The organism is Hydrogenophaga sp. FG152 (assembly GCF_057809615.1).
Window position 1 is genome coordinate 35,550 of sequence record NZ_JBMDKH010000001.1, and the last position, 26,455, is coordinate 62,004.

Here is a 26,455-nt window from a genome sequence, read left to right on the forward strand (position 1 = left end):
CTGAAATGCCCACCCCGGTGATCCACCGGGGGCGGCCCCGTTCGCCCTCAAAAAGGAAAAAACATGTCCGACCTGTCCCCATTCAAGCGCCGCGTCTGGTGGCCCACCGCCGCCGCCCTGGCCGCCCTCATCGTCGCCGGCGTCGTGCTCGTCCAGGAAGCAACCCCTGCCCGCGCCAGCGCACCGGTGGGCGCACCGCCGCCCATGCCGGTCTCCGTGGCCACCGTGGCCGAGAGCGACGTGACCGCCTGGCAGGAATTCTCCGGCCGCCTCGAAGCGGTCGAGCGGGTGGACATCCGCTCCCGCGTCGCCGGTGTGGTGCAGGCCACGCATTTCCGCGAAGGCGCGCTGGTGGCCAAGGGCGACCTCCTGGTGTCCATCGATCCCGCGCCCTATGAAGCCGAGTTCGCGCGCGCCGAAGCCCAGGTCATTGCCGCGCAGGCCCGCGTGACCCACGCCAGCAACGAACACGCCCGCTCGCGCCGCCTGTGGGACGACAAGGCGATCGCCCAGCGCGAGTTGGACGACCGCGAGAACGTGCTGCGCGAAGCCGAGGCCAACCTCAAGGCCGCGCAGGCGCAGCTGCAGGCCGCGCGCCTGAGCCTGGGCTACACCCAGGTGCGCGCGCCGGTGGCCGGGCGCATCGGCAAGCTGGAGGTGACCGTGGGCAACCTGGTCGCCGCCGGCCCCGGCGCGCCGGTGCTCACCACCCTGGTCTCGGTCAGCCCGATCTACGCCAGCTTCGATGCCGATGAAAGAACCGTCTCCGGCGCATTGCAGGGCCTGGCCGGCGGCGCGCGCCCGGCGGTCGAGCGCATTCCCGTGCAGATGGGCACCTCGGCCACCAGCGACACGCCTTACGCCGGCCAGCTGCAGCTGATCGACAACCAGGTCGACCCGCGCAGCGGCACGGTGCGCGTGCGCGCCGTGTTCGACAACAAGGACGGGCGCCTGATGCCCGGGCAGTTCGCGCGCATCCGCATGGGCCAGCCGCAGACCGCGCGCACCCTGCTGGTGAGCGAGCGCGCCGTCGGCACCGACCAGGACAAGAAGTACGTGCTGGTGGTGGGCGAGGGCGACAAGACCGAGTACCGCGAGGTCACGCTGGGCGCGCCGGTCGATGGCCTGCGCACCGTGCTCAGTGGCCTCAAACCCGGTGAGCGCATCGTCGTCAACGGCCTGCAGCGCGTGCGCCCGGGCGACGTGGTGCAGCCGCAAGCCGTGCCCATGAACAATGCCCGCGCCGGCACGCCCGAGCGCGCGGTGGCGGTGGCCAAGTCCTGAGCCCAGCCCGTGAAAAGAACACCATGAACTTCTCGAAATTCTTCATCGATCGGCCGATCTTCGCGGGCGTGCTCTCGCTGCTGATCCTGATCGCCGGCCTGGTCGCGCTGCGCGGCCTGCCGATCTCCGAGTACCCCGAGGTGGCCCCGCCTTCGGTGGTGGTGCGCGCCCAGTACCCCGGCGCCAACCCCAAGGTGATCGCCGAAACCGTGGCCACGCCGCTGGAGGAATCCATCAACGGCGTGGAAGGCATGCTCTACATGGGCAGCCAGGCCACGACCGACGGCGTGATGACGCTGACCGTCACCTTCAAGCTCGGCACCGACCCCGACAAGGCCCAGCAGCTGGTGCAGAACCGTGTGTCGCAGGCCGAGCCGCGCCTGCCCGAGGAAGTGCGCCGACTGGGCGTGACCACCGTCAAGAGCTCGCCCGACATCACGATGGTGGTGCACCTGGTCTCGCCCAACGACCGCTACGACATCAACTACCTGCGCAACTACGCGGTGCTCAACGTGAAGGACCGGCTCGCGCGCATCCAGGGCGTGGGCCAGGTGCAGATCTTCGGCGGTGGCGACTATTCCATGCGCGTGTGGCTCGACCCGCAGAAGGTCGCGCAGCGCGGCCTCTCGGCCAGCGACGTGGTGAGCGCCATCCGCGGCCAGAACGTGCAGGCCGCCGCCGGCGTGGTCGGCGCCTCGCCGGGCCTGCCCGGTGTGGACATGCAACTCTCCATCAACGCGCAAGGTCGCCTTCAGACCGAAGACGAGTTCGGCGACATCATCGTCAAGACCGGTGGCGACGGCGCCGTGACCCGCCTGCGCGACATCGCGCGCCTGGAGATGGGCGCGGCCGACTACTCGCTGCGTTCGCTGCTCAACAACCAGCCCGCCGTCGGCATGGGCGTGTTCCAGGCACCGGGCTCCAACGCGCTGGACATCTCGGCCGAGGTGCGCGCCACCATGGCCGAGCTGCAGAAGAACATGCCCGAGGGCGTGGAGTTCCGCATTGCCTACGACCCCACGCAGTTCGTGCGCGCCTCGATCCAGTCGGTGATCACGACCCTGCTCGAAGCCATCGCGCTGGTGGTGCTGGTGGTGATCCTGTTCCTGCAGACCTGGCGCGCTTCCATCATCCCGTTGCTGGCGGTGCCGGTGTCGGTGGTGGGCACCTTCGCGGTGCTGCACCTGCTCGGCTTCTCGATCAACGCGCTCTCGCTGTTCGGGCTGGTGCTCGCCATCGGCATCGTGGTGGACGACGCGATTGTGGTGGTGGAGAACGTGGAGCGCAACATCGAGGCCGGCCTGTCGCCGCGCGACGCGACCTACCGCGCGATGAAGGAGGTCTCCGGGCCCATCATCGCGATCGCGCTGGTGCTGGTGGCGGTGTTCGTGCCGCTGGCCTTCATCAGCGGCCTCACCGGCCAGTTCTACAAGCAGTTCGCGGTGACCATCGCGATCTCCACCGTGATCTCGGCCATCAACTCGCTCACGCTCTCGCCCGCGCTGGCGGCCCTGCTGCTGCGTGGCCACGACGAGCCCAAAGACGCGCTCACGCGCGGCATGGACCGGATCTTCGGTGGCCTGTTCCGCGGCTTCAACCGCTTCTTCCACCGCGGCGCCGAGGCCTACAGCGGCGGCGTGCGGCGGGTGATCTCGCGCAAGGCGCTGATGATGGTGATCTACCTTGCGCTCGTGGGCGTGACCTTCGGCCTGTTCAAGGCCGTGCCCAGCGGCTTCGTGCCAGCGCAGGACAAGCAATACCTGATCGGCTTCGCGCAGCTGCCCGACGGCGCCACGCTGGACCGCACGGAAGAGGTGATCCACCGCATGGGCGAGATCACCAAGAAGAACCCGAACGTGGAAGACGCGATCGCCTTCCCCGGCCTGTCCATCAACGGCTTCACCAACAGCTCGAACTCGGGCATCGTGTTCGCCACGCTCAAACCTTTCGCCGAGCGCCGACGCGCCGACCAGAGCGGCGGCGCCGTCGCGGGCCAGCTCAACCAGGCCTACGGCGAGATCCAGGACGCCTTCATCGTGATGTTCCCGCCGCCCCCGGTGGCGGGCCTGGGCACCACGGGCGGCTTCAAGCTGCAGCTGGAAGACAAGGCCTCGCTGGGTTACGAGGCGATGGACGCGGCGGTCAAGGCCTTCATGGCCAAGGCCTACCAGACGCCCGAACTCGCCGGCATGTTCACGAGCTGGCAGGTCAACGTGCCGCAGCTCTACGCCGACATCGACCGCACCAAGGCGCGCCAGCTCGGCGTGCCGGTGACGGACATTTTCGACACCATGCAGATCTACCTCGGCAGCCTGTACGTGAACGACTTCAACCAGTTCGGCCGCACCTACAGCGTGCGTGCCCAGGCCGACGCGCCCTACCGCGCGCGAGCCGAAGACGTGGGGCTGCTCAAGGTGCGCTCGACCTCGGGCGAGATGGTGCCGCTGTCGGCGCTGATGAAGGTGAACTCCAGCTTCGGCCCGGAGCGCGCCATGCGCTACAACGGCTACCTCTCGGCCGACATCAACGGCGGGCCCGCGCCCGGCTTCTCGTCGGGCCAGGCACAGGACGCGATCGAGCGCATCGCCGCCGAGACGCTGCCGCAGGGCATCGGCTTCGAGTGGACCGAGCTCACCTACCAGGAGATCCTTGCCGGCAACTCCGCGCTGTGGGTGTTCCCGCTGGCGATCCTGCTGGTGTTCCTGGTGCTCGCCGCGCAGTACGAAAGCCTCACGCTGCCGCTCTCCATCATCCTGATCGTGCCCATGGGCCTGCTCGCGGCCATGACGGGCGTGTGGCTGGACGGCGGCGACAACAACGTGTTCACCCAGATCGGGTTGATCGTGCTGGTGGGGCTGTCGGCGAAGAACGCGATCCTGATCGTGGAATTCGCGCGCGAGCTCGAATTCGCCGGGCGCTCGCCCGTGCAGGCGGCCATCGAAGCCAGCCGCCTGCGGCTGCGCCCCATCCTCATGACCTCGCTGGCCTTCGTGATGGGTGTGCTGCCGCTGGTGCTGGCCACCGGCGCAGGCGCCGAGATGCGCTCGGCCATGGGCGTGGCCGTGTTCGCCGGGATGATCGGCGTGACCGCCTTCGGCCTGTTCCTCACGCCGGTGTTCTACGTGCTGCTGCGCCGCCTGGCCGGCAACCGCGCGCTCAAGCTGCACGGCGCCGTGCCGCACCTGGAGGGCTTTGCCCCCGGCGGTGGCGGCAGCGCCCGCGCCGTGCCTGCCGCTCCCCTGACCCATTGAAGACCCGGAAGGTGAATCCCGTGAAACATTTTGATCGCCTGCTGACGCTGACCGCCGCGCTCGTGCTGGCCGGCTGCGCCACCGCGCTGCCGCCCTTGCCGGCGTCGGTGCCCACACCCCCGCAGTTCAAGGAACAGCCGCGCCAGAACGAACACTGGACCATCGCCCAACCCGCCGAGGCCCAGGCCCGGGGCACCTGGTGGAAGGCGTTCAACGACCCGGTGCTCGACGACCTGGCCGAACGCGCCGCCGCCGGCAACACCAGCATCCACGAAGCCGCGGCCCGCCTGGCCCAGGCGCGCTCGCTGGTGCGCGGCGCGCAGGCCGACCGCCTGCCGCAGATCGGTGTGGGCGCCGACGCCTCGCGCGGCGCCGGTGCCAACACCGCCAACGGCGCGGCGCCGGCCACGCTGCTGCAGGCGGGCGTCAACCTGTCCTACGAGCTCGACCTGTTCGGGCGCCTGGCGGGTGCGCGCGATGCGGCCGCGCTGGATGCGCAATCGCGCGAAGCCTTGCTGCAAAGCACGCGCCTGCTGGTGCAGGCCGAGGTGGCCCAGACCTACCTGGCCCTGCGCGCGCTGGACACCGAGCGCACCCTGGTGCAGGACACCGCCGCCGCCTATGCGGACACGCTGCGCCTCACGCAGCGCCGCTTCGAGGCCGGTGATGTGGCCGAGCTGGACGTGATCCGCATCCAGACCGAGCTGGCCGCCACCGAGGCCGAGGGCTTCGCGCTTGGCCGCAGCCGCGCCGAGCTCGAACACGCGTTGGCCGTGCTGGTGGGCGAGCCGGCCTCCGGCTTCGCGCTGGCGCCCGCCGACGCTGCGCGGGTGCTGCCCGTGATCCCGGCCGGCGTGCCCGGCACCGTGCTCACCCGCCGGCCCGACGTGGCCGCCGCGCAGGCCGCGCTGCTGGCCGCCCAGGCCCGCGTGGGCGTGGCGCAGGCGGCGTGGTTCCCCAGCGTGGCGCTCACGGCGGCCGCGGGCTATGCCTCGCCCGACCTTGGCGACCTGTTCAAGTGGTCGGCGCGCGCCTGGGGCGTGGGCGCGTTGCTGTCGATGCCGCTGTTCGACGGCGGCCGGCGCGAGGCCGGCGTGCAGGGCGCGCAGGCGCAGCTCGACGCCGCCGCCGCGAGCTACCGCGGCCAGGTGCTCACGGCGTTCCGCGAAGTGGAGGATCAGCTCTCCGCCCTGCGCTGGCTGCAAGACCAGTCCCTGGCCCAGGGCCGCGCGGTGAGCGCCGCGCAGCGCGCCAGCGCGATCTCGGAAACGCGTTACCGCAACGGCCTGGTGAGCCAGCTCGAACTGCTCGACGCGCGCCGCAACGAGCTGATCAACCGGCGGCAGGCCCAGCGCGTGGAGGCCGCCCAGCAGCAGGCCACGGTGCGGCTCATCCGCGCCATCGGCGGCGGCTGGGAGGCGGGCGCCCCCGCCCGGGGCGCCTGAGCGACCTTCGCGGCGGGCCAGGACCGGCACAATAGGCTTTGCTGCCGGCCCCCCGCTACCCCTTCCTAGGAGATGCCCGTGTTCGAAGCCCTGCTGATCACCAAGCCCGAGTCGGGCTACCGCTGCGAACTCACGCAGCTCGACGAGGCGCAACTGCCCGCCGCCGGCGACGTGACGGTGCGCGTGGATTGCTCCACCATCAACTACAAGGACGGCCTGGCCATCACTGGAAAATCGCCCGTGGTGCGCAGCTTCCCCATGGTGCCCGGCATCGACTTCGCCGGCTCGGTGACGCAGAGCGATCACCCGAAATGGAAGCCCGGCGACCGCGTGCTGCTCAACGGCTTCGGCGTGGGTGAGGCGCACTGGGGCGGGCTGTCGCAGATGGCGCGCGTCAAGGGCGACTGGCTGGTGGCCCTGCCCGACACGCTGAGCGAGCGCGAAGCCATGTCGCTGGGCACGGCCGGCTACACCGCCATGCTGTGCGTGCAGGCGCTGCAGAAACACTGGGCCGAGGCGGGCGTGGCCGCCGGCAGCGGCGAGGTGCTGGTGACCGGCGCGGGCGGTGGCGTGGGCAGCGTGGCGATCTCGCTGCTGGCCGGCCTGGGCCACACCGTGGTGGCCTCCACCGGCCGGCCGCAGGAAGCCGACTACCTGAAATCGCTCGGCGCGGCCAGTGTGATCGACCGCAACGAACTGAGCGCGCCGGGCAAGCCGCTGCAGAAGGAGCGCTGGATCGGCGTGGTGGATTCGGTGGGCAGCCACACGCTGGCCAACGCCTGCGCCAGCACGCGTTATGGCGGCGCGGTGGCGGCCTGCGGCCTGGCCCAGGGCATGGACCTGCCCGCGAGCGTGGCGCCGTTCATCCTGCGCGGCATCACCCTCCATGGCATCGACAGTGTGATGGCGCCCATGGCCAGGCGCGAGGCCGCGTGGGACGCGCTCGCGAAGACGATCAACCGCGAACAGCTGGCGTCGATCACGACAGAGATCGCGCTGCCCGACGCGATCGCCGCTGGCAGCCAGATCCTGGCCGGCCAGGTGCGCGGGCGCCTGGTGGTGAAGCTCAAGGCCTGAGCCTCATCGCGGCGGCACCACCTGGCGGTAGGCGTGCCAGGTGGCGTGGCCCACCACCGGGCCGACGACGATCAGGCCCAGGAACCAGGGCAGCATCGCCAGCACCACCAGCAAGGTGATCAGGGCACCCCACCAGGCCATCACGCCCGGGTTCTGCAGGCAGGCTCGGATGCTGGTGAGCGCGGCCGAGATCGCATCGACCTCGCGGTCCAGGATCATGGGGATCGAGACCGCGCTGGTGACGAAGATCAGGCCCGCGAACACGCCGCCCACCAGGGTGTAGGTGATCAGGAACTCCAGGTTCTCGCGTGCCAGCAGCTGCGAGAGCAGGTTGGCGGTGTCGGGCAGGGTACTGAAGCTGACCGCGAACACCACCAGCGAGGCACGGCCCCACAGCATCTCCAGGATCAGCAGCACGCCCGCGAAGATCGCGATCGAGCCCTTGGTCTGTTCCCAGGCCAGCAGCGAATCCGGCAGCGAGGGCTCGCGGCCTTTCTCCAGCGCGCGACTCACGTGGTACAGGCCCAGGCACAGGAAGGGCCCCAGCAGCAGGAAGCCGGCCGAGAGCGCCAGCACATAGGCCGGTGCGGCGAGGAACACCCCCATGAGTGCGTGCCCCATGAGGAAAAAACACAGACCGTAGAACAGGCCGACGCGGCTGCGCAGGAAATCGCGCCAGCCCAGGCGCAGCCAGCGCAGCGGGTCGCCGGCGTTCAGTTCGGCCAGTCGCAGGTCGAACACCGACGGCGGCGGTTGGGATTCTTCGGTCATGGCGTGTCTCCTCGGGTGATGGCGCGCCACCTCGTGGGCGGGTGGCTGTGGCGCCCGGAAATGCAGCGGATCAGGCGAGCGCGTGTCGCCGCAGGTGCAGCGCCAGCCCGGCGTCGAACGCGTGCGTGTGCTTGGCGAACCACGCGCCCAGTTCGCGCGCCATCCGGCGCACCGGTTCCAGCTGGCCGTTGCGGATTAACCCCAGGCCCTCGCGCAGCAGGGTCAACACCACGCGGTGCTGCAGCGCGTGGGCGTCCGCCTGGCCGTGGCCGGTCTCGCGCATCCAGGTGTCTTCCTGGCCGAAATGCGTGGCCACGTGCGACACCAGCTCGGCCCAGGCCTGGGGCAGCTCCGTGTCACTCGCCGCCTGGGCGCGCGCGCCAGCTGCGCCATGAGTTCGCGGTTCATGCTGTCCAGCGGGTCGAAGTCCAGCCAGAGGGCCGGGGTCCATTGCGCGTTGCTTTCCATTGGGTGTTGCTCCTTGGGCCGTAGCTTGGCAGCGGGGGCGCTGCGGCGTCTTGATCCAGCGCAAACGCCGGCCTCACCCAAGGCCCGACAGGCCGTGGGTGGACCGGCGCGCCGCTACACTGGCCGGCCATATGACCAGCGAATTCCAGCCCCCCTACGTGCCGCTGTCCGATGTGCACAGCGCCCTGAAAACCACCGGCTTCGCCTTGCTGAGCGCCGAGGCCGTGGGCGAGTGGCTCGCCGCGCGCCCGGTGGATCTGGCCGAGTTGCACACCGGCTGGAACCAGTTGCCGCCCGACGCGTACCTCAAGGACGGCGGGCGCTACCGCAGCCGCCGCCACAGCTGCTTCGTGGTGGAGGACGACCGCGTGCGGCAGGTGCCGCACCGCGCCCACTGGCAGCCGCTGGAATACAACGCCCTGCACGGCGGCATGCAGCGCTGGTTCGAACCCATGGAGCCGGCCACGGTCGCCTTGCCCGTGTGGAGCCGCCTGCTGGCGCGGCTGGGCGAGGCCGCCAGCGCGCTGCGCGGTGCGCAGCCCTGGAGCGTGGAGGCCCACGTGTTCCGCATCGACACCACCGACGGCATCGGGCGGCCCACGCCCGAGGGCGCGCACCGCGACGGGGTGGACCTGGTGGCGGTCTTCATGGTGGACCGCCATGCCATCAAGGGCGGGGAGAGCCGCGTGTTCGAAGCCAACGGCCCGAGCGGCCAGCGCTTCACGCTGCGCGAGCCGTGGTCTCTGCTGCTGATCGACGACGCGCGGGTGATCCACGAAAGCACGCCGATCCAGCCACTGGAAGGCGATGCCCTGGGCTGGCGCGACACGCTGGTGGTGACCTACCGCAGCGGGGCGTTCCAGGGCGACTGAACGCCGCGCCCGCCGGGGCGCGTCAGACGCTCACCCAGCCCCGGAATCCCCGCGCGGCGTAGTACGACTGCACGCCGTTGTGGTACACGAAAACCTGGCCGTAGCGGCGGTCGCAGAAAAGGGCGCCGCCCAGCTTGCGGATCTCGGGCGGCGTGGCCACCCAGCTCGATGTTTTCAGGTCGAACTCGCCGAACGCCTGCAGGTGGCGGTATTGCGCCTCCGTCAGCAGCGACACCCCCATGGCCGAGGCCATGTCGGCGGCGCTGCCTGCGGGCTTGTTCTCTTTTCTCGCGGCCAGGGCTTCGCCGTCGAAGCACAGACTTCGGCGTCCCGACGGGCTTTCGGCCGCGCAGTCGCAGAACAGGTAGGCGCCCTGGTCGTCCGGGCCACCGATGACGTCGGGTTCACCACCCGTGCGCTCCATCTCGACAAGCGCCTTCAGCTTGTCCGGGCTGGCCTGAAGGCGGGCCAACACGCCGGCCCAGTCGGCCTTGGCGTGCCGCTTCATGTGCTTGTCGAACCGCTGCTGCAAGGTGCGCAGGAGTTCGTCGCGTTGTTCTGCCTTCATGGCGCGCCCTTTCGGATTCAGGTCCGCTCGAAGATCGCGGCGATGCCCTGGCCGCCGCCGATGCACATCGTCACCAGTGCGTAGCGGCCCTGGATGCGCTGCAGTTCGTGGATGGCCTTCACCGTGATCAGCGCGCCCGTGGCGCCGATGGGGTGGCCCAGCGAAATGCCCGAGCCGTTGGGGTTGACCTTGGCCGGGTCCAGGCCGAGGTCGCGCGTGACGGCGCAGGCCTGCGCGGCGAAGGCTTCGTTGGCCTCGATCACGTCCAGGTCCTTCACCGTGAGGCCGGCCTTCTGCAGCGCCAGCTTCGTGGCCGGCACCGGGCCGATGCCCATGTACTTCGGGTCCACCCCCGCGTGCGCATACGCCACCAGGCGGGCCAGCGGCTTCGCACCGCGCGCCTTGACCGCGCTGCCATCCATCAGCACCACGGCCGCCGCCGCGTCGTTGATGCCCGAGGCGTTGCCGGCGGTCACGGTGCCGTTCTCCTTCAGGAACACGGGCTTGAGCTTGGCCAGGTCGTCCATGGTGGCGTTGGCGCGGAAGTGCTCGTCGGTGGCGTAGGCCACGTCGCCCTTCTTGCTCTTGAGCATCACGGGCACGATCTGGTCCTTGAAGAGGCCGGCTTCGGTGGCGCGCTGCGCGCGGTTGTGGCTTTCCACGGCGAGCCTGTCCTGGTCCTCGCGCGTGATGCCCCACTTGGCCGCGATGTTCTCGGCCGTCACGCCCATGTGGATGGTGTGGAAGGGGTCGTGCAGGGCGCCGACCATCATGTCCACCATCTTGGTGTCGCCCATGCGGGCGCCCCAGCGCATGTTCAGGCTGGCGAACGGCGCGCGGCTCATGCACTCGGCACCGGCGCCGATGGCCACGTCGGTGTCGCCCAGCAGGATGCCCTGCGCGGCCGAGACGATGGCCTGCAGGCCCGAGCCGCAGAGGCGGTTGACGTTGAAGGCGGGCGTGCCTTCGGCGCAGCCGCCCTGGATGGCCGCGACGCGCGAGAGGTACATGTCTTTCGGCTCGGTGTTGACCACGTGGCCGAACACCACGTGGCCCACGTCCTTGCCCTCGACGCCCGAGCGCGCGAGCGACTCGCGCACGACGAGCGCGCCGAGTTCGGTGGGGGGCTGGTCTTTCAGGCTGCCGCCAAAGGTGCCGATGGCGGTGCGCACGGCGCTGACGACAAAAACTTCTCGCTGGTTGCTCATGGGGGTCTCCGGGGAGTGAAGGGAATCGCTTTCCATCGTAGCGCGCCAGGGCCGCTCAGAACATCTGCCGCGCCACCTCGCGCAGCTGCGTGCCGCTGCCGTCCTTGCCTGGCCGGGTGAGCAGGATCTCGCCCATCGCGGGGTTCTGGCCGGTGAGGGCGGTGATGTTGACCTGGTGCGTCACCAGCACCTGGTTGCGCGGCGCCTGCCAGCCCTGCACGGCATCCAGCACGTCGCGGGTGCTCATCTCGCGCTCGTCGGTGCCGAAGAACGAGTTGAGCGGCGCCCAGACCGTGTTCTCTTTGAACGCCAGCATGGCGGTGTCCACGCAGCGGCACCAGGCGCTGGAGCGAACCTGGTGGATCTTGATGCGCTCGCGCAGAAAGGCCGCGTGCACCTTGCGCGCCTGTTTTCGCCCGGCCTCGCTCAGGTTGCGCTGGGTGCTGCAGTCGCCGAGCGTGAAGTTCGGCGGGTCGCCCACGCCGGGCGTTGTCTGCGCGTGGCGCATCAGCAGCACGCAGCCGCCTTCGCGCAGCAGGGTCCAGAAGCCCTTGTCTTGCGTGAAGGCGAGGGTGGGCAGGGTGGTGAGGGCGAGGGCGGTGGCCTGGGCGAAGTGGCGTCGTTGCATGGGGTCTCCCGTCGCTGTCAGTCAATCGCGCACGTCGGCCACGGGGTTGCTGCCGAAGTCGGGTCGGTCCAGCCAGGCCAGCACGCTCGCGGCGGCGTCTTGCGGGGTGCTGAGCTGGCCCTGGCTCTTCAGGTCCTTGAAACGCCCGACGTCGGGGAACGCGGCCGGGTCGCCCGAGCGCAGTTGCGACTGCATGTCGGTGTCGATCACGCCCGGGGCCAGCGACACCAGCCGCGCGCCATGTGGGCGCTGCGCTTCGTCGAGCGCGCTGCAGCGGGTGAAGTGGTCCATGCCGGCCTTGGCGGCGCAGTAGGGCGCCTGGGCCGCCATGGCGCGCCGGCCCAGGCCCGAGGAAATGTTGAGCACCTTGCGCGGGCCGCGCCAGCCGGCGTCCACCCAGGCGCCGGTGGCGCGCAGGAAGGCGGCGGTGAGCTGCATGGGCGCCTCCAGGCCGACGCGCAGCGCGTTGGCGAGGTCGTCGGGCGGGCAGTCGTCGATGGGGCCGATGCGCGGGATCACGCCGGCGTTGTTGATCAGGGTGGCGCCGGCGAAGCCCTGGGCGGCTTGCTCATTCAACCAGTTCTCCAGGCGCTGCGCGGCGCCGGTGGTGTCGGCGAGGTCTTGCGCCCATTGCGTGAGGGTGGCGTCGAGCCGCTGGGCTTCGTCGGCGAGTTGGGTGTTGATGTGGCGTGAGATGCAGAGCAGGTGGCCGTTGGGCCGCAGCGACTGCAGGGCCATGGCCAGGCCCATGCCGCGCGAGCCGCCGGTGAGGATGGTGAGTTGGAGTGGGGTGGTGGTCATGTCAGAAGGGGCAGGGGCTGTGGAAGTGCACGGTGTCGCCGTGCTGCGGATGGGGCAACGAGAGTTGGTGGGCGTGCAGCAGCAGGCGCGGGGCGCGGGTCTGTTGCTCGGGGGTGGCGTACAGCATGTCGCCGAGTATGGGGTGGCCGATGGCTTGCAGGTGCACGCGCAGTTGGTGGGTGCGGCCGGTGACGGGTTCGAGTTCGAGCCGGGTGGTGTCGTCGTCTGTGGGTGCGCCGGCGAGGCGCCAGCGGGTGACGCTGGGTTTGCCGAGTTCGGCGCTGACGATGCTGCGGGGCCGGTTGGGCCAGTCGATGGTGAGGGACAGGTCGACGGTGTTCCAGCCGTTGTCGGGTTGGGGGTTGTGCAGGGTGCCGGCGACGATGGCGGTGTAGCGTTTGTGGACTTCCCTTTGTTCAAAGGCGCGGCTGAGCCGGCGTTGGGCTTCGATGCCTCTGGCCATGACGACGAGGCCGGAGGTGGCCATGTCGAGCCGGTGGACCACGAGGGCGTCGGGCCATCTCGCCTGGGCTCTGGCGCTCAGGCAGTCCTGCTTGTCGGGGCCTCTTCCGGGGACGGCGAGCAGGCCTGCGGGTTTGTCTAGGACGATCATCTCGTCGTCTTCGTGGATGACCTTTAGCTGGCTCACTCGGCGCACCTCGCGGGCGCATGGGCGCCCGGCACTCTGCTCCGCGGGTGTCCTCCGGCGGCTGGTGCCGCCTCCCCCTTTACCCCGCTGCGCAGAGCGCCGGGCGCCCACGCGCCAGAAGGAATGTGGGCGTGCAGTGTCTCGCTGACCCATGAGGCCCTTGGTGATCGGGGGGGCCGGCGCAGCGAAGTGAAGGAGGAGAACCGGCGAAGCCGGTTCGGGGGACATGAGCGGAGCCGGCCCCCCCGATCACCAAGGGCCGGGCCAGCCGGAGAAAAAACGCAAGACATCCAGACATTCTCCAGGCAAAGGACAATACGCAGCATGCTGCTGCTGGCCCCCATGGAAGGATTGCTCGACGCCACCCTGCGCGATGTGCTCACGCGCACGGGCGGGATCGACCGCTGCGTGAGCGAATTCATCCGCGTAACGAACACCGTGCTGCCCGAGCGTGCCTTCATCCGCGTGGTGCCCGAGCTGCTCCATGGCGGCCGCACCCGTGCCGGCGTGCCCGTGCGTGCCCAGCTGCTGGGCTCCGACCCGACCCTGCTCGCGGAAAACGCCGAGCGCCTGGCCGGCCTGGGCCCGCACGGCATCGACCTGAACTTCGGCTGCCCCGCCAAGACCGTCAACCAGAGCCGGGGCGGTGCCGTCCTGCTCGACGAACCCGAGCTGGTCGGGCGCATCGTGGCGGCCGTGCGCCGTGCCGTGCCGGCCCACATGCCCGTCTCCGCCAAGATGCGGCTGGGTTACAACGACGACGAACGCGCCGAAGATTGCGCCCACGCCATCGCCGAGGCCGGGGCGGACGAACTCGTGATCCACGCCCGCACCAAGGCCCACGGCTACCGGCCCCCCGCCTACTGGGACCGGCTGGCCGAGGTGCGCGCCTCGCTGCCTCCGGCCCATCGGCGCCTGCCGGTGATCGCCAACGGCGAAATCTGGACCGTGGCCGACGCCGCGCGCTGCCGCGAGGTGACCGGCTGCGAACACCTCATGATCGGCCGCGGCATGGTGACCGACCCCGGCCTGGCCCTGGCGATCAAAGGCCTGGGCGGTGTGCCCTGGTCGGTCCTGCCCCCTCTGTTCGAGATCTTCTGGCGACAGGTGAGCGCCCGCGTGGAGCGCCGCCACCGCTCCGGGCGGCTCAAACAATGGCTCAACTACCTGCGCAAACGCTACCCCGAGGCCCAGGCCGCGTTCGACGAACTGCGCCTGGTGAACGAGCCCGACGACATCGAAGCCTGGCTGCGTCGGGCCCAGGGACCGGACATCCTTACCACAGAGTCGATCCGGGCGCTGCCAGCAGAAATGGCGCCGGCGTGTTAACTTCCGGCCCCGGACCCGAACCACGACGCCTGTATGACCTCTCTCGAACAACGGCTGGCCGCCCTCCCTGGAGACCGTCTGCGCGGCATGCGTCGCGGCATTGAAAAGGAAAGCCTGCGCGCCCAGCCCGACGGCAAACTGGCGCTCACGCCGCACCCGGCCGCGCTGGGCAGTGCGCTCACGCACCCCCACATCACCACCGACTACAGCGAGTCCCAGCTCGAGCTCATCACCGGCGTGCACGACAGCGTCGAGGCCTGCCTGGCCGAGCTGACCGAGGTCCACCAGTACACCGTGCGCAGCCTGCGCGCCCAGGGCGACGAGATGATGTGGGCGTCGAGCATGCCCTGCGGCCTGCCGCCCGACGAAACCATTCCCATCGGCCGCTACGGCTCGTCCAACGTGGGCCGCGCCAAGAGTGTCTACCGCATGGGCCTGGCGCACCGCTATGGCCGGCGCATGCAGACCATCTCGGGCATCCACTACAACTGGTCGCTGCCGGGCGTGGACAACGACGGCTACTTCGCGCTGATCCGCAACTTCCGCCGCCACGCCTTCCTGCTGCTCACGCTGTTCGGCGCCTCGCCCGCGCTGTGCTCCACCTTCGTCGAAGGCCGCCAGCACGAGTTGCAGAAACTGGGTGACACCGGCACGCTGTACATGCCGCACGGCACCTCGCTGCGCATGGGCCGCCTGGGTTACCAGAGCGAGGCCCAGGCCACGCTGGCGGTGAGCTACAACGGCCTCGAAGGCTACGCGGCCTCGCTGCACGACGCGCTCACGCGCCCCTGGCCCGCGTACGAGGCGGTGGGCATCCGCAACCCGGGCGGCGACTACAACCAGCTCGCCACCACGCTGCTGCAGATCGAGAACGAGTTCTACGGCACCATCCGCCCCAAGCGCGTGATCCGGCCTGGCGAGCGCCCGCTGCACGCCCTGCGCGAGCGCGGCGTGGAGTACATCGAGGTCCGGCTGATGGACCTCAATCCCTTCGAACCCATCGGCATCGGCGCGCCCACGCTGCGTTTCCTCGACGTGTTCCTGCTGCACTGCCTGCTGTCGGACAGCCCGCCCGACACGCCGGCCGAAATCCGCGAGCTCGCGCACAACCAGCACCTGACCGCCGCGCGCGGCCGCGAGCCCGGCCTGACCCTGATGCGCAACGGGCAGAGCGTGCCGCTGATGCAGTGGGGCGCCGAGCTGCTGGAGCAGCTCGTCCCGATCGCCGCGCTGCTGGACGAAGCCCATGGCGGCAACGAGCACGCCCTGGCCGTCGCCCTGGCGCAAGGCCATCTGCAGGACCCCGACAAGCTGCCCTCGGCCCGCGTGCTGCAGGCCATGCACAAGCACCATGGCGATTCCTTCGTCGCCTTCGCGCGTGCCCAGTCGCGCGTGACGCACCAGCATCTGGCGGGCCTGCCCTGGGCCGGCAAGCTGCAGGCGAAGTACGAAGCGATGGCCGCGAAGTCGGTGGAAGACCAGCGCGCCATCGAAGCGGCCGACTCCATGCCGTTCGAGATTTACCGGCAGGAATACATCTCGCCGGCGCGGCTGGGCCGTCCGCAGGTGCAGACCGCGTCGCTGGCGGCCTGAGGCAGGGCGGCAAAGCCCGCCTGACCGGATGGGCAATGGCCCGCCCCGCCCCGGGGGGACCTATCCTGCGATCTTTTTGCCGGAGATCGCCCATGACCCGTCTGACCGCCGCCGACTTCGATCAGGAACTGCTGATCCTGTTTGACGCCTACGTGCATGGCGACATCGACCGCCGCGCCTTCCTGGACCGCGCGTCCAAGTTCGCGGTGGGCGGCATGACGGCGGCGGGCCTGCTGGCCGCGCTCAGCCCGAACTTCGCCGCGGCCCAGGTGGTGCCGGCGAACGACCCCCGCATCAAGACCGAGACGGTGAGCGTGCCTTCGCCGATGGGTTACGGCACCATCAAGGCCTATGTGGCCAAGCCGGTGGCGCCCCCCGCTGGCGGGCGCCTGCCGGCTGTGCTGGTGGTGCACGAGAACCGGGGCCTGAACCCCCACATCGAAGACATCGCCCGCCGCCTGGCGCTCGACGGTTACCTGGCGTTCGCGCCCGATGCGCTCACGCCGCTGGGCGGCTATCCGGGCGACGAGGACAAGGCGCGCGCGCTGTTCGCCCAGCTCGACCAGGCCAAGACGAAGCAGGACTTCCTGGCCTCGGCCGCCACGCTCAAGGCCCGGCCGGATGGCAACGGGCGCATCGGCGTGGTGGGGTTCTGTTATGGCGGGGGCGTGGCCCACACGCTGGCCACCGAGCTGCCCGACCTGGCGGCGGCCGTGCCCTACTACGGCAACCACCCGCCGGTGGAGGCCGCGGCCAAGGTGAAGGCGCCGCTGCTGATCCATTTCGCGGGGGTGGACGAGCGCATCAACGCGGCCTGGCCGGCCTACGAGGCCGCGCTCAAGGCGGCGGGCGTGCGCTACACCGCGCACCAGTACCCGGGCACCCAGCACGGCTTCAACAACGACACCACGCCGCGTTTCGACGCCGCCGCGGCCAAACTCTCGTGGGACCGCACGCTGGCGTTCTTCAGGCAGCACCTGGTGTGATCAGCCGTTCGCCACCGGCCGACGTGGCGCTTTGCGCGAACGCGTTCCCGCCCAGGGCCCGCGCCGTGAGCACATGGGACGCAGCTGCCTGCCCATTCACATCGAGCAGGAACTCCGAGGCGACGACCCGAGCGCCGCAGAAATCGAAGATGCCGTGGTCGATCTGGGTGCGCATCGCCTTGTCGTAACCGTGCCGCGCATAGGTGCCGCCGTCCGCGCCACCGATGCCGATGAGGTGCACCGCGAGGCGGCCCAGCCGCTTGCCCAGCGTGCCGTCGGGCGCCTCGTCGTAGGCCCAGCCATTGGCGAACACGCGGTCGATCCAGCCTTTGAGCTGGCCGGGGAACGACCACCAATAGACGGGATAGACCAGCACGAGCGCGTCGGCGCGGTCGATGCGCGCCTGCTCGCGCAGGACGTCCGACGGCAAGGGCTTCTGGAGAAAGTAGGCGCTGCGGTCGGCCTGGTTGAAGGCTGGGTCGAAGCCTTCCGCAGCGAGGTCGGCGAAGTCGGTGGTGTGTTCGCCCGAGGCCGCAATGCCCTCGGCAAACGAGCGCGCGACGGCGTGTGTGAGGGACTGGGCATCGGGATGGCTGACGACGATGAGGGCGTGCATGGTGGTTCCTTGGGGGTTTGGGTGTAAACTACCTTTGGTAATCTACTGTCTGTAGGTTACCTTTGGTAGGTTAACAATGTCAAGCCATCTGATGAACCCTGCTGATCCAGCTGCGCCGAAGAAGCGCCTGTCCAAGGAAGACCGCAACCGCCAGCTCATGGAGGTTGCGTGGTCCATCGTGCGCGGCGAAGGCACCGATGCGCTCACGCTGGGCTATCTGGCCGAGCGCGCGGGGGTGACGAAGCCCGTGGTGTACGACCATTTCGGCACGCGCACCGGCCTGCTCAGCGCGCTCTACGAGGAATACGACAACCGGCAGCACGCCTTGATGGACGAGGCCCTGCAGGCCTCGGGCAAGTCGCTGCCGGCCGTGGCGAAGGTGATCGCGACGACCTATCTCAACTGCGTCATGGCGATGGGCCGCGAGATGCCCGGCGTCAGCGCGGCGCTGGCGGGCTCACCCGAACTCGACGCGCTGAAGAAGAAGCTGGAGGCCGCGTTCCAGGCGAAGTGCCAGGCCGCGCTGCAGCCGTTCGCGAAGCAGCCCATCGGGCCGGCGGGCATGCGCGCCATGCTGGGCACGGCGCAGGCCGTGTCGTTCGCGGCGGCCGCGGGCGAACTCGACCTGGCGGATGCCGAGCACGAGATCTACGACGCCATCGTGCGGATCGCGCGCAGGACTTGAAACGCGCTCACGGAAGGCGGCAAGGGGCGATTCAGGCCTCGCCGCCGAAGCGCTTGATGAGGTTGGCGATGTACTTTTCGACCAGCTTCTCGAACTCGCCCTCGACCACGGGGGCCACCACCATCTTCATCAGGCCGGGCAGAGGCACCTCGATCTCGCCCTGGATGGCCAGGGTCAGTCCGGTGGACTTCTTGTTGTCCACGATCTTCCAGTTGCCGCCCACCAGGGCGTTGCCCACGCCCTTGACCGGGGTCCATTTCACGGTGCCGCGCGCCTGGTCGCTCACGTATTTGCTGGCGTACACGGTCTGGATGTTCACCTGCGCGGTGCCGACCTTTTCCATTTCCCACTGGTAGACACCGCCGCCCAGGTCGGTGAGCTTCTCCACCTTCGGGAAATGGCTGACCGACTCGGGCACATTGGAGAGCACTTCAAACACCTCGGCCGCCTTGGCCTTGACGTCGAACTCGTAGCCCAGATCGATCTTGACGGTGATGCTCATGAGGCGCCTCTGCGGGTGTTGGATTGAGGCCGATTGTAGGGACGGCCCAGGCGCGCGACCCCGGGAGTTACACCAAGGCACAATCCCTGCACCCGCCCCGCAACCTCCGTTTCCCCCAGAGAGATTCCCCCGATGAGCATCCAGTGGTTTCCCGGGCACATGCACCTCACGCGCAAGGCCATCACCGAGCGCGTGAAGGACATCGACGTCGTCATTGAGATGCTCGATGCCCGACTGCCCGGCTCCAGTGCCAACCCGCTGCTGGCCGAACTCACCTCGGCCAAGCCCACGCTCAAGGTGGTCAACAAGCAGGACATGGCCGATCCCGAGCGCACCGCGCTCTGGCTGGCGCACTACAACGCCCAGCCGAACACGCGCGCGATCCCGCTGGACGCCAGCGTGACGGCACCGGCGCGCGCCATCATCGCGTCCTGCCACGAGCTGGCGCCCAACCGGGGCGGCATGGTCAAGCCCATGCGGGTGCTGATCTGCGGCATTCCCAACGTGGGCAAGTCCACGCTGATCAACACCTTCATGGGCAAGCGCGCGGCCAAGACCGGTGACGAGGCGGGCATCACCCGCACCGAGCAGCGCATCGCCCTGGCCGACGACTTCTACCTGTTCGACACGCCCGGCATGCTCTGGCCGCGCATCGTGGTGCCTGAAAGCGGTTTCAACCTCGCCGCCAGCGGCGCGGTAGGCCGCAACGCCTACGACGACCAGGAGGTGGCGCTGGAGCTGCTCAACAAGCTCAAGCTGTCTTACGCACCCCTGCTGGAGGCGCGCTACAAGCTGGGCCTCGCGCCCGAGGCCATCGCGGCCCTGCCGGACGAAGAGCTCATGGAGGCGATAGGCCGCAAGCGCGGCGCGCTGGCGGGCGGCGGCGCGGTGAACTGGCAGAAGGCGGCCGAGCTGGTGATCGCGGACTTTCGCAGCGGCACGCTCGGGCGCATCACGCTGGAGACGCCCGAGCAGTTCGTGCGCTGGCTGCAGGCCGGGCAGAAGGCGGATGCCGAGCGCCAGGGCCGCAAGAAGGAACGCGCGGCCAAGCCCCGCAAGCCCGACCGGCGTTGAGCCGGTGAGCGGGCCTTGACCCGCGTCAAGGCGCCCGCGCCCGCGCGGTGCGAGCATGGGCTGCATCCTTTCAGGAGCCCGCCATGGTCACCTCTCCCCGCCGCATTCTGCTGATCGAAGGCCATCCCGACACCTCGGGCCGGCACCTCAACCACCTGCTGGTCGAGGCCTACTCCGGAGGCGCGATCGCGGCCGGCCATGAGGTGCGCCGCGTGGCCGTGGGTGAGCTGGACTTTCCCGTGCTGCGCAGCGCGCACGACTGGAAGCAAGGCGGTGTGCCCCCGGCGCTGCAGGCTTCGCAGCAGCACATCCTCTGGGCCCAGCACGTGGTGCTGTTCTTTCCGCTCTGGCTGGGCGAGATGCCGGCGCTGCTCAAGGCCTGGCTGGAGCAGGTGGCGCGGCCGGGTTTCGCGGTCGGCCCCGAGGGACCCAGGGAGTTCGGCCGCAAGCCCCTGAGCGGCCGTTCGGCCCGTGTGGTGGTGACCATGGGCATGCCGGCACTGGCCTACCGCTGGTACTTCCGCGCGCACAGCCTCAAGGCGCTGGAGCGCAACATCCTGGGGTTCATCGGCTTCGCACCGGTCCACGAAACACTGGTGGGCTCGGTCGAGCAACTGGGGGAGGCCGGTGTGGCCCGGTGGCAGGCCAAGCTGCGCCGGCTCGGCCGCGACGCGGCCTGAGGCACGCCGGTGCTCAGGCCTCGATCTTCACGCCTTTCCAGAACGCCACGCGGCCCTTGACCATTTCGGCCTCGGGTTTGGGGTCGGCGTAGTACCAGGCGGCGTCGGTGTTGAGCTCACCGTTGACCAGCAGCGAGTAGTAGCTCGCCTGGCCCTTCCACGCGCAGGTGGTGCGGTGGTTGCTGAAGGTGACGTGGTCGCGGTTGAGCGAACTCTGCGGGAAGTAGTGGTTGCCTTCCACGACCACGGTGTCGTCGCTCTCGGCGATGGTCACGCCGTTCCACGTCGCCTTCATGCGGCGGCGCTCACTTGTTCTTCTCTTTGCCGCGCGGCATCACGGCCGTGACCGGTGGCACCGGCCGGTCGGAGGACACGGGGCCCTTGGGCGCCGAGGTGTCCTTCTTGGGTTTCTTGGCCATTTTTTCGTTGCGTTGTTCCTTGCCCATGGGGACCTCCAATTGACACCGCGATGCGCGGCAGATGCGCCGATGGTAAGCGACAAAATGCGCGTTTCAAGCCCCTGACGGGCGCCCGGAAAGCGCGTTCGCGGACTACTGCCCCATGCCCAGGAAGTTGGCCAGGGCCTCGACGCCGAGGGCACCGCTTTGCGTGATCACGGCACCCGTGCGCTGGTGCTTGGCCACCATGAACGGCACCGAGGTGGCGCCCAGGCGCTCCAGCAGCGCGGTGTTGGCCTTGATGCTCGCCATCACCTCGTCCGGAATGCTGGCCGAGGCCGACATGCCGCCCTGGCCGGTGAGCAGCTGCTGCTCGTGCGCGTTCATGGTTTCCACCGGGTTGGCGGCGGTCATGATGGCCGCGCCTTGCGGCGCGCTCTTGGCGTTCATGATGGCCACGGGCAGCCACACGAACTTCACCTTGCTCTGCAGCGGCACGGACGCTTGCCACAGGTGGCCGCAGTGCGGGCACTGCGGGTCGAACAGCACGTAGACCGTGTTGGCGCTCATCAGGGCGCCGGCGGTGAAGCCCTTGCCTTGCGCGGCGAGCACGTCGTAGGCCTGGGCCGGCGGGATGGGGCTGGTGTCGGCCGCGGGGGCGCCAGCGGCGCTCGGCGCGCCGGTGGTTTCTTCCTTGGAGCAGGCAGCCAGCGAAAGGGCCAGGGCGGCCATCAGGGGGAGGGTGAGGTGGCGGAGTTTCATGGCGGATCGCATCGGTGGTTTTCCTGGGCCGCATCATCGCAGAGAAGGCGCACCCCCGTGAGCGCGGGGCCCATGGCAAAGGGCGCAGCACCCCGGCTTGCGGATGTGCTGCGCCCTGGGCGCGGTGGTGCCTGCGCCGTGGAACGTCAGTTGTTCAGGATCAGGTTGGCGATCAGGCCGGTGGCGATGGCGACCAGCACGTAGTCGGTGCCGACCTGCACCCACTGGTGGCCGCGCGGCGGCGCGTACAGGCGGTGCTGGTGCGGATTCACCACCACGTACTGGCGGTTGCGGTATTCGTAAGGGATGTAGCCACCGCGGCGGAACTCGGGGCCGCGCGCGTTGTAGTAGTAATGGTGGTAGTGCCGGTCGTTGCGCGAATGGCGGTAGTCGCGCCGGTCGTCACGGCGATCATGGCGGAAATCGCGGCGATCGTCGCGCCGGTCCTGGCGGTAGTCCCGGCGGTCATCGCGCCGGTCGTCCACGCGCTGCAGGTGGCTGGGCTCGAATCGCGCACCTTGCGCGAAGGACAGCGAGCTCACGCCGAGGGAGGCGGCCGCCAGGGCGTACACAACAAGGTTTCGGGATTTCATGGAGCTTTCTCCTGGGGTTGGTGAGACTCCATCGTGTCCGGCGCATGTGAACGCCCGGTAAATGCCGCGCTCCGCCTGTGCAAAGTTCTGTACCGGCTTGTGCCGGCCACCGAAGCCTTGCCGCTCAGCCTTTCATGGCGGCCTGGGCATGCAGCTTGGCCGCGATGTACTCACCATGTGTCACATGCAGCAGGCCGGCCACCTTGCTGATGACATGGTGCTCGTGCGCGTCCAGGTGGTGGTCGGCGAAGGCCACCTCCCACATCGCTTCCACCACGCGGATCTTCTGCGCCTGCGTGAAGCGCTCGTTCATCAGCGCGGTGAAGCGCTGGTAGTCGTAGGCGGTGCGCGCGGTCTCGTGGGCCAGCTCCAGCAGGCGCTGCAGCTCGTCGTCGCTCAGCGCGAACTTGCGCCGCAGGGCCGTCAGCACCGCGTCGCGCTCGCTGTCCTGCAGGCTGGGCTCGGCGCGCACCACTTCCACCAGCAGCACGGCGGTGGCGAGCTGCAAGGTGTGCTCCTGCTCGGCGGGCGCCTGGGCGCCGGCCGGTGCCGTGAGGCTGGCGGTGAGGGTGTCGAACAGGTCCTTGAGGTTTCTGAGCATGGTGTGGAAAAGGTGTGGCGCGTGGGTAGAGAGGTGGAGCCGGGGCGAGGGCTCAGGGTTCCCGGCGCCAGACCAGCAGCAGGTTGTTGGCCGGCAGGGCGTGCCGTTCGCTCAGCACCAGGCCGGCGCGCCGGGCTTCACCTTCCACGGCTTCCCGCTGGCGGATGCCCCAGGCCGCGTTCTCGCGCCGCAGGCTCTCGTCGAACGCCAGGTTGCCGGGTGAGGTGGGCACGCCGTCTTCCAGGTAGGGACCGTAGGTGATGAGTGCACCCAGCGGCGTGAGGTGCCGGGCCGCGCCCTGCATCAGCGCTGCGCAAGTGGCCCACGGCGCGATGTGCAGCATGTTGGCGCAGAAGATGCCGTCAAAGGGTTCCGGGCCCACCGGCCAGTGGGGCGCGAGCACGTCCAGCTGCAGCGGCGCGAGCACATGGCCTGCGGTGGTGTCGGCCGCCCAGGCGCGGATGGAGGGCAGGGCGTCGGCCTGGAAGTCCGTGGGCTGCCAGCGCCAGCCCGGCATGGCCGCGGCGAACCAGGCCGCGTGCTGGCCGGTGCCCGAGGCGATCTCCAGCACGCGGCTATGTTCGGGCAGCGCCTGGCGGAGCACCTCCAGAATGGGCCGCTTGTTGCGTTCGGCGGCAGGGCTCAGGCGCAGGACATTGGCGTTCATGGGGGCATTGTCCGGTACGGAGGGCGGTGCGAGAGTTCGCTGCCATGAAGCCATGGACCTTCATGGTCGCCCTGGCAGCCCAGCTGCAAGGCTGTGCCCTCCACCCCGTGGCGAAGGCGCCGACCGAGCAGGTGTCGAGCGAGTCGTTCACCGTGGTCACCGGTCGGGTCAACGACGTGATCGACGGCCAGACCCGGCGCATCGGGACAGGTCTCTCGCCTCATGCGCCATGGGCCCGATATGCCCATCGGCGATCGCCTGGTGGAGCGCTGGAAGGCCGATGCGACGGGGCTGGAACGCGAACTCTGCGGGGGCCTGATGCGCTGAGGGCGCGAGGCTTCAGCGCAGGCGCGCGGGCTCGGTCTCCACCCCTTGTTCGCCGTCGCGGGGTGCCGTGCTGGCCATGGCCAGCGCCTGGCGTTCGGCTTCGTTGATCACGTCGGTGGGCGTGGCGCTGGCGGGGTCCACCGTGACCACGCCCAGGCCGATGCGCGGGCGGAACGGCTGGCGCTTGCGCTGCTCGTCGAACACCGTCAAGGGGTTGGATACCGTCAAGGCCATGCGCGCGGCCGTGGCGCGCACCGGGGGCTGGTGCGGGTCCATGGTGAGCACCACCACGAAGCACCGGGGGTGGTACAGCCCCACCACGCAACGAAAGCCCGCCGCCCGGCGGATGCGCGCGGCCACGGTGGACAGGATCTGATGCTCCGCGCTGGGCCCGGCCGAATCGGCCAGTTCGTACAGGTTGCTCACGTACAGGCACAACACGGCCGCCTCACAGTCCAGGCGGGCGGCGCGCCAGAGGGCGTGTTCCACGTCGGCGATGAGGGCCGAACCCGTGGACAGGCCGGTGGCCGGGTCGGTGCTGTTCGACAAGCGCGAGAGGCGCGCGATCTCGCGGTTGTGCCGGTTGCGCAGCAGGCCCAGCACCGAGGCCATGAGGAAAAACACCAGCGTGATCACCGCGGTGAACAGCCAGGTGCCCACGCCCAGGCCCGGCACCTCGAGGCCACGCAGGTAGTGGCCGACCGTCGTGACGGCCAGGCAGCCGATGGCCACCACCATCCAGCGCGCGAGCGGGTCGCCCAACCGGGCTGCGCGCAACGCGGCCGCCAGGGCGAGCAAGACCGGCACCATGTTCACCACCGCGGTGGCCACCAGCAATTCGCGGAAGTTGTCGGGTTCGATCTGACTGGCGAGCACCACCAGGATGACCGTGGCAGACACCAGCAGCGCACCGCCCACCGCCGTGAGACGGTGCACCCGCCCGTCCTCGCGGGCGCCACCCAGCCACGTGCCCACGTAGTACAGGCCCATGGCCCCGGCCGCCGGGCCCAGGCCGGCCTTGAGCACCATCATCAGCCGCTCGGGCAGATCGGGAAAGAAGACCTCGGGCAAACCCGTCATCACCACGCAGCTGGCACCGGTGATCGACACGAACAGCAGGTTGCGAAGAGAGCCGATGCTGTGGCCCTGGAACAGGTCGGCCAGTGCCAGTGCCGCGAGGGTGCACAAGCCACCCAGCATGGCGGACCAGACAGCGATTTCGGCAATGGGCATGCGAGGATTATCGGGAGTCGACCGGGAGGGCGAGGTCCTATCCCGTCAAGTTTGTCACGCCCTTTCGCATTGCGTGCGGATCCCGCTACCGGCCCGTGGCCGACGTGCGCTGCTGCTGTCCCTGAAAGGGCTCCTTGTGCCTGGGCTTGCTGGGGCGGGGCTTGAGCCGCGGCATCGGTTCGAGGAAGGTCGAGTGCTGGCGCAGCAGCATATCCGCTTCGGCCTGCGCGCGGCGTTTGGACATCACGTGCAGCACCAGCAGCCCCACGCCCAGGCCCAGCGCCATCCAGGCCGGTGCAAGCAAAGCCTTGGCGGCGGACTTGAGCGAAGCCTCGGTCGCCATCGCCAAGGACACCATCCACAGGAAGATGCCTGCCAACAGCGCGCCGAGGCCGTTGAAAAGCAGGGGTTGGGTTCTGCGCCGATGGGCTTTGCGCCGCCCGGACTTGGTCTTGGAGCTGGTGGTCTTGGTCATGAGAAATCCCCGCCATCATGTGCCAAACGCCGTTCAGGCCGCGCCGCAGGGCGACCAACGGAGCCATGGCCGGCTGACCGCGAAAGGCGTTACATCTGGCGACCGCAGGTGTAAGAAAAATCCCTGCCTGGGCACTTGCGCCTACATTCCTTGCATGCAATCTGTTTCCGCCTCCGAGCATGCCGTTTCTCGCCTGCGCACCACCCGCCTGGCCGCCAGCGCCAAACCTTTTGTGGCCCGCGGCTCAGGCCTGGGGCGCTGCGCCGGTTGCCGGCTGACCGCCAGCCATTGCCTGTGCGCCTGGCGCCCGCAGACGCCCACGCGCGCCGGCGTCTGCCTCATCATGGGCGACATCGAAGCGCTCAAGCCCAGCAACACCGGCTGGCTGGTGGCCGATGTGGTGGCCGACACCTGGGCCTTCAAATGGTCCCGCACCGAAGTGGACCCCGGCCTGCCCGCCCTGCTGGCTGATCCGCAATGGCAGCCTTACCTCGTGTTTCCCGGCGAATTCGTGCCGCCCGAGCGCGTGGTGACCGACTTCCGCCACGTGGAGCCCGCACACGGAGGCGCCAGGAAACCCTTGTTCGTGTTGCTCGACGGCACCTGGTCCGAAGCGCGCAAGATGTTCCGCAAGAGCCCCTATCTGGACCACCTGCCCGTGCTCAGCCTGCACCCCGAACAGGTGGTCTCCAACTACCGCCTGAGGCGGTCGTTCCGCGAGAGCCACTTCTGCACCTCGGAAGTGGCGGCGCTCTGCCTGGAGCTGGCCGGTGAAAGCCATGCGGCGCAGACGCTGGCCGCGTGGCTGGACGTGTTCACCGCGCACTACCTCAGCATCAAGCGCAGCACCCCGCTGGACATCGCCTCCGAGGCCCACGGGCGGCTGCAGGCGCTGCGTGCGGTAGATTGACG

General features: G+C 69.5%; 29 protein-coding genes. 12 read left to right on the forward strand and 17 right to left on the reverse strand.

The window, feature by feature from the left end; translation table 11 throughout:
* Positions 1–63: 63 nt before the first annotated feature.
* The 4 genes from ACODTB_RS00150 (at position 64) to acuI (ending at position 7,057) form a co-directional block, all read left to right on the forward strand.
* The gene (locus ACODTB_RS00150) at positions 64–1,284 is read left to right on the forward strand and encodes an efflux RND transporter periplasmic adaptor subunit (protein ID WP_291113393.1); all 1,221 of its coding nucleotides are present in this window, start codon (positions 64–66) and stop codon (positions 1,282–1,284) included.
* A gap of 23 nt (positions 1,285–1,307) precedes the next feature.
* Complete coding sequence (locus ACODTB_RS00155; protein ID WP_291113395.1) at positions 1,308–4,535, forward strand: efflux RND transporter permease subunit; 3,228 nt, start codon at positions 1,308–1,310, stop codon at positions 4,533–4,535.
* A gap of 20 nt (positions 4,536–4,555) precedes the next feature.
* The gene (locus ACODTB_RS00160) at positions 4,556–5,980 is read left to right on the forward strand and encodes an efflux transporter outer membrane subunit (protein WP_488929030.1); all 1,425 of its coding nucleotides are present in this window, start codon (positions 4,556–4,558) and stop codon (positions 5,978–5,980) included.
* A gap of 72 nt (positions 5,981–6,052) precedes the next feature.
* Positions 6,053–7,057 carry an acrylyl-CoA reductase (NADPH) gene (gene acuI, locus ACODTB_RS00165; protein WP_291113399.1) on the forward strand — a complete coding sequence of 335 codons (1,005 nt, stop codon included), beginning with the start codon at positions 6,053–6,055 and terminating at the stop codon, positions 7,055–7,057.
* Positions 7,058–7,060: 3 nt separating this feature from the next.
* Here the strand turns inward: acuI and ACODTB_RS00170 are convergent, their stop codons facing one another.
* Positions 7,061–7,828, reverse strand: a complete 768-nt coding sequence (locus tag ACODTB_RS00170; RefSeq protein WP_291113401.1) for a DUF2189 domain-containing protein — start codon at positions 7,826–7,828, stop codon at positions 7,061–7,063.
* Between the two features lie 70 nt (positions 7,829–7,898).
* The gene (locus tag ACODTB_RS00175) at positions 7,899–8,279 is read right to left on the reverse strand and encodes a bacteriohemerythrin (RefSeq protein ID WP_366833058.1); all 381 of its coding nucleotides are present in this window, start codon (positions 8,277–8,279) and stop codon (positions 7,899–7,901) included.
* A 148-nt stretch (positions 8,280–8,427) separates the two neighbouring features.
* Here ACODTB_RS00175 and ACODTB_RS00180 point away from each other — a divergent pair, with 148 nt between their 5' ends.
* A complete protein-coding gene (locus tag ACODTB_RS00180; RefSeq protein WP_291113405.1) occupies positions 8,428–9,168 on the forward strand; it encodes a 2OG-Fe dioxygenase family protein in 741 nt (246 codons plus the stop codon).
* Between the two features lie 22 nt (positions 9,169–9,190).
* Here the strand turns inward: ACODTB_RS00180 and ACODTB_RS00185 are convergent, their stop codons facing one another.
* From ACODTB_RS00185 to ACODTB_RS00205, 5 genes are read right to left on the reverse strand one after another with little or no spacing between them, the layout of a single operon-like run.
* Entirely contained in the window at positions 9,191–9,736 is a 546-nt protein-coding gene (locus ACODTB_RS00185) for a DUF4256 domain-containing protein (protein ID WP_291113407.1), read from the reverse strand.
* A gap of 17 nt (positions 9,737–9,753) precedes the next feature.
* The gene (gene bktB / locus ACODTB_RS00190) at positions 9,754–10,944 is read right to left on the reverse strand and encodes a beta-ketothiolase BktB (protein WP_291113409.1); all 1,191 of its coding nucleotides are present in this window, start codon (positions 10,942–10,944) and stop codon (positions 9,754–9,756) included.
* 55 nt (positions 10,945–10,999) lie between these two features.
* Positions 11,000–11,572 (reverse strand): histidine phosphatase family protein, encoded by a 573-nt coding sequence (locus tag ACODTB_RS00195; protein WP_291113411.1) that lies wholly within the window; start codon positions 11,570–11,572, stop codon positions 11,000–11,002.
* Positions 11,573–11,593: 21 nt separating this feature from the next.
* Positions 11,594–12,373 carry an SDR family NAD(P)-dependent oxidoreductase gene (locus ACODTB_RS00200; protein ID WP_291113415.1) on the reverse strand — a complete coding sequence of 260 codons (780 nt, stop codon included), beginning with the start codon at positions 12,371–12,373 and terminating at the stop codon, positions 11,594–11,596.
* A gap of 1 nt (position 12,374) precedes the next feature.
* Positions 12,375–12,986, reverse strand: coding sequence for an RluA family pseudouridine synthase (locus tag ACODTB_RS00205; protein WP_291113424.1), 612 nt, complete (start codon positions 12,984–12,986; stop codon positions 12,375–12,377).
* Between the two features lie 360 nt (positions 12,987–13,346).
* On the opposite strand from ACODTB_RS00205, the gene ACODTB_RS00210 reads away from it, so the two are divergent.
* From ACODTB_RS00210 to ACODTB_RS00220, 3 genes are all read left to right on the forward strand, one after another.
* The gene (locus tag ACODTB_RS00210) at positions 13,347–14,351 is read left to right on the forward strand and encodes a tRNA dihydrouridine synthase (RefSeq protein ID WP_291113418.1); all 1,005 of its coding nucleotides are present in this window, start codon (positions 13,347–13,349) and stop codon (positions 14,349–14,351) included.
* A 33-nt stretch (positions 14,352–14,384) separates the two neighbouring features.
* A complete protein-coding gene (gene gshA, locus ACODTB_RS00215) occupies positions 14,385–15,944 on the forward strand; it encodes a glutamate--cysteine ligase (RefSeq protein WP_291113420.1) in 1,560 nt (519 codons plus the stop codon).
* A gap of 92 nt (positions 15,945–16,036) precedes the next feature.
* The gene (locus ACODTB_RS00220) at positions 16,037–16,930 is read left to right on the forward strand and encodes a dienelactone hydrolase family protein (protein ID WP_488929031.1); all 894 of its coding nucleotides are present in this window, start codon (positions 16,037–16,039) and stop codon (positions 16,928–16,930) included.
* On the opposite strand, the gene ACODTB_RS00225 is transcribed toward ACODTB_RS00220, so the two are convergent.
* Positions 16,911–17,546, reverse strand: coding sequence for an NAD(P)H-dependent oxidoreductase (locus tag ACODTB_RS00225; RefSeq protein ID WP_291113428.1), 636 nt, complete (start codon positions 17,544–17,546; stop codon positions 16,911–16,913). The two genes, ACODTB_RS00220 and ACODTB_RS00225, sit on opposite strands and share 20 nt — an antisense overlap.
* Before the next feature lie 91 nt (positions 17,547–17,637).
* On the opposite strand from ACODTB_RS00225, the gene ACODTB_RS00230 reads away from it, so the two are divergent.
* Positions 17,638–18,231, forward strand: coding sequence for a TetR/AcrR family transcriptional regulator (locus ACODTB_RS00230; protein ID WP_291113430.1), 594 nt, complete (start codon positions 17,638–17,640; stop codon positions 18,229–18,231).
* 31 nt (positions 18,232–18,262) lie between these two features.
* Here the strand turns inward: ACODTB_RS00230 and ACODTB_RS00235 are convergent, their stop codons facing one another.
* Complete coding sequence (locus ACODTB_RS00235; RefSeq protein WP_291113432.1) at positions 18,263–18,733, reverse strand: SRPBCC family protein; 471 nt, start codon at positions 18,731–18,733, stop codon at positions 18,263–18,265.
* A gap of 132 nt (positions 18,734–18,865) precedes the next feature.
* On the opposite strand from ACODTB_RS00235, the gene ylqF reads away from it, so the two are divergent.
* Both ylqF and ACODTB_RS00245 read left to right on the forward strand, forming a co-directional pair.
* Positions 18,866–19,807: a ribosome biogenesis GTPase YlqF gene (gene ylqF, locus ACODTB_RS00240; protein WP_291113434.1), complete on the forward strand. Its 942-nt coding sequence runs from the start codon at positions 18,866–18,868 to the stop codon at positions 19,805–19,807.
* A gap of 83 nt (positions 19,808–19,890) precedes the next feature.
* Entirely contained in the window at positions 19,891–20,487 is a 597-nt protein-coding gene (locus tag ACODTB_RS00245; protein WP_291113436.1) for an NAD(P)H-dependent oxidoreductase, read from the forward strand.
* Between the two features lie 13 nt (positions 20,488–20,500).
* On the opposite strand, the gene ACODTB_RS00250 is transcribed toward ACODTB_RS00245, so the two are convergent.
* The 8 genes from ACODTB_RS00250 to ACODTB_RS00285 form a co-directional block, all read right to left on the reverse strand.
* The gene (locus ACODTB_RS00250) at positions 20,501–20,782 is read right to left on the reverse strand and encodes a DUF427 domain-containing protein (protein ID WP_291113438.1); all 282 of its coding nucleotides are present in this window, start codon (positions 20,780–20,782) and stop codon (positions 20,501–20,503) included.
* A gap of 10 nt (positions 20,783–20,792) precedes the next feature.
* Positions 20,793–20,933, reverse strand: coding sequence for a hypothetical protein (locus ACODTB_RS00255; protein WP_291113440.1), 141 nt, complete (start codon positions 20,931–20,933; stop codon positions 20,793–20,795).
* A 105-nt stretch (positions 20,934–21,038) separates the two neighbouring features.
* Positions 21,039–21,647, reverse strand: a complete 609-nt coding sequence (locus ACODTB_RS00260; protein WP_291113442.1) for a thioredoxin fold domain-containing protein — start codon at positions 21,645–21,647, stop codon at positions 21,039–21,041.
* A 146-nt stretch (positions 21,648–21,793) separates the two neighbouring features.
* A complete protein-coding gene (locus ACODTB_RS00265; protein ID WP_291113444.1) occupies positions 21,794–22,240 on the reverse strand; it encodes an RcnB family protein in 447 nt (148 codons plus the stop codon).
* A 124-nt stretch (positions 22,241–22,364) separates the two neighbouring features.
* Complete coding sequence (locus ACODTB_RS00270) at positions 22,365–22,841, reverse strand: tellurite resistance TerB family protein (protein ID WP_291113446.1); 477 nt, start codon at positions 22,839–22,841, stop codon at positions 22,365–22,367.
* A 52-nt stretch (positions 22,842–22,893) separates the two neighbouring features.
* The gene (locus tag ACODTB_RS00275; RefSeq protein ID WP_291113448.1) at positions 22,894–23,508 is read right to left on the reverse strand and encodes a DUF938 domain-containing protein; all 615 of its coding nucleotides are present in this window, start codon (positions 23,506–23,508) and stop codon (positions 22,894–22,896) included.
* A gap of 339 nt (positions 23,509–23,847) precedes the next feature.
* Positions 23,848–25,068: a GGDEF domain-containing protein gene (locus ACODTB_RS00280; protein WP_488929032.1), complete on the reverse strand. Its 1,221-nt coding sequence runs from the start codon at positions 25,066–25,068 to the stop codon at positions 23,848–23,850.
* Positions 25,069–25,153: 85 nt separating this feature from the next.
* A complete protein-coding gene (locus ACODTB_RS00285) occupies positions 25,154–25,543 on the reverse strand; it encodes a hypothetical protein (RefSeq protein WP_291113452.1) in 390 nt (129 codons plus the stop codon).
* Positions 25,544–25,697: 154 nt separating this feature from the next.
* Between ACODTB_RS00285 and ACODTB_RS00290 the strand changes: the two genes are divergently transcribed.
* Positions 25,698–26,453: a tRNA-uridine aminocarboxypropyltransferase gene (locus ACODTB_RS00290; RefSeq protein WP_291113454.1), complete on the forward strand. Its 756-nt coding sequence runs from the start codon at positions 25,698–25,700 to the stop codon at positions 26,451–26,453.
* The last annotated feature ends 2 nt before the right edge of the window (positions 26,454–26,455 follow it).

Excerpts from the sequence above, each read along its gene's own strand:
- ACODTB_RS00150 (WP_291113393.1), top strand. The coding sequence starts at position 64 with ATGTCCGACCTGTCCCCATTCAAGCGCCGCGTCTGGTGGCCCACCGCC.
- ACODTB_RS00155 (WP_291113395.1), top strand. The coding sequence starts at position 1,308 with ATGAACTTCTCGAAATTCTTCATCGATCGGCCGATCTTCGCGGGCGTG.
- acuI (WP_291113399.1), top strand. The coding sequence starts at position 6,053 with ATGCCCGTGTTCGAAGCCCTGCTGATCACCAAGCCCGAGTCGGGCTAC.
- ACODTB_RS00170 (WP_291113401.1), bottom strand. The coding sequence starts at position 7,828 with ATGACCGAAGAATCCCAACCGCCGCCGTCGGTGTTCGACCTGCGACTG.
- ACODTB_RS00175 (WP_366833058.1), bottom strand. The coding sequence starts at position 8,279 with ATGGACCCCGGCCCTCTGGCTGGACTTCGACCCGCTGGACAGCATGAA.
- ACODTB_RS00180 (WP_291113405.1), top strand. The coding sequence starts at position 8,428 with ATGACCAGCGAATTCCAGCCCCCCTACGTGCCGCTGTCCGATGTGCAC.
- ACODTB_RS00185 (WP_291113407.1), bottom strand. The coding sequence starts at position 9,736 with ATGAAGGCAGAACAACGCGACGAACTCCTGCGCACCTTGCAGCAGCGG.
- bktB (WP_291113409.1), bottom strand. The coding sequence starts at position 10,944 with ATGAGCAACCAGCGAGAAGTTTTTGTCGTCAGCGCCGTGCGCACCGCC.
- ACODTB_RS00195 (WP_291113411.1), bottom strand. The coding sequence starts at position 11,572 with ATGCAACGACGCCACTTCGCCCAGGCCACCGCCCTCGCCCTCACCACC.
- ACODTB_RS00200 (WP_291113415.1), bottom strand. The coding sequence starts at position 12,373 with ATGACCACCACCCCACTCCAACTCACCATCCTCACCGGCGGCTCGCGC.
- ACODTB_RS00205 (WP_291113424.1), bottom strand. The coding sequence starts at position 12,986 with ATGATCGTCCTAGACAAACCCGCAGGCCTGCTCGCCGTCCCCGGAAGA.
- ACODTB_RS00210 (WP_291113418.1), top strand. The coding sequence starts at position 13,347 with ATGCTGCTGCTGGCCCCCATGGAAGGATTGCTCGACGCCACCCTGCGC.
- gshA (WP_291113420.1), top strand. The coding sequence starts at position 14,385 with ATGACCTCTCTCGAACAACGGCTGGCCGCCCTCCCTGGAGACCGTCTG.
- ACODTB_RS00220 (WP_488929031.1), top strand. The coding sequence starts at position 16,037 with ATGACCCGTCTGACCGCCGCCGACTTCGATCAGGAACTGCTGATCCTG.
- ACODTB_RS00225 (WP_291113428.1), bottom strand. The coding sequence starts at position 17,546 with ATGCACGCCCTCATCGTCGTCAGCCATCCCGATGCCCAGTCCCTCACA.
- ACODTB_RS00230 (WP_291113430.1), top strand. The coding sequence starts at position 17,638 with ATGAACCCTGCTGATCCAGCTGCGCCGAAGAAGCGCCTGTCCAAGGAA.
- ACODTB_RS00235 (WP_291113432.1), bottom strand. The coding sequence starts at position 18,733 with ATGAGCATCACCGTCAAGATCGATCTGGGCTACGAGTTCGACGTCAAG.
- ylqF (WP_291113434.1), top strand. The coding sequence starts at position 18,866 with ATGAGCATCCAGTGGTTTCCCGGGCACATGCACCTCACGCGCAAGGCC.
- ACODTB_RS00245 (WP_291113436.1), top strand. The coding sequence starts at position 19,891 with ATGGTCACCTCTCCCCGCCGCATTCTGCTGATCGAAGGCCATCCCGAC.
- ACODTB_RS00250 (WP_291113438.1), bottom strand. The coding sequence starts at position 20,782 with ATGAAGGCGACGTGGAACGGCGTGACCATCGCCGAGAGCGACGACACC.
- ACODTB_RS00255 (WP_291113440.1), bottom strand. The coding sequence starts at position 20,933 with ATGGGCAAGGAACAACGCAACGAAAAAATGGCCAAGAAACCCAAGAAG.
- ACODTB_RS00260 (WP_291113442.1), bottom strand. The coding sequence starts at position 21,647 with ATGAAACTCCGCCACCTCACCCTCCCCCTGATGGCCGCCCTGGCCCTT.
- ACODTB_RS00265 (WP_291113444.1), bottom strand. The coding sequence starts at position 22,240 with ATGAAATCCCGAAACCTTGTTGTGTACGCCCTGGCGGCCGCCTCCCTC.
- ACODTB_RS00270 (WP_291113446.1), bottom strand. The coding sequence starts at position 22,841 with ATGCTCAGAAACCTCAAGGACCTGTTCGACACCCTCACCGCCAGCCTC.
- ACODTB_RS00275 (WP_291113448.1), bottom strand. The coding sequence starts at position 23,508 with ATGAACGCCAATGTCCTGCGCCTGAGCCCTGCCGCCGAACGCAACAAG.
- ACODTB_RS00280 (WP_488929032.1), bottom strand. The coding sequence starts at position 25,068 with ATGCCCATTGCCGAAATCGCTGTCTGGTCCGCCATGCTGGGTGGCTTG.
- ACODTB_RS00285 (WP_291113452.1), bottom strand. The coding sequence starts at position 25,543 with ATGACCAAGACCACCAGCTCCAAGACCAAGTCCGGGCGGCGCAAAGCC.
- ACODTB_RS00290 (WP_291113454.1), top strand. The coding sequence starts at position 25,698 with ATGCAATCTGTTTCCGCCTCCGAGCATGCCGTTTCTCGCCTGCGCACC.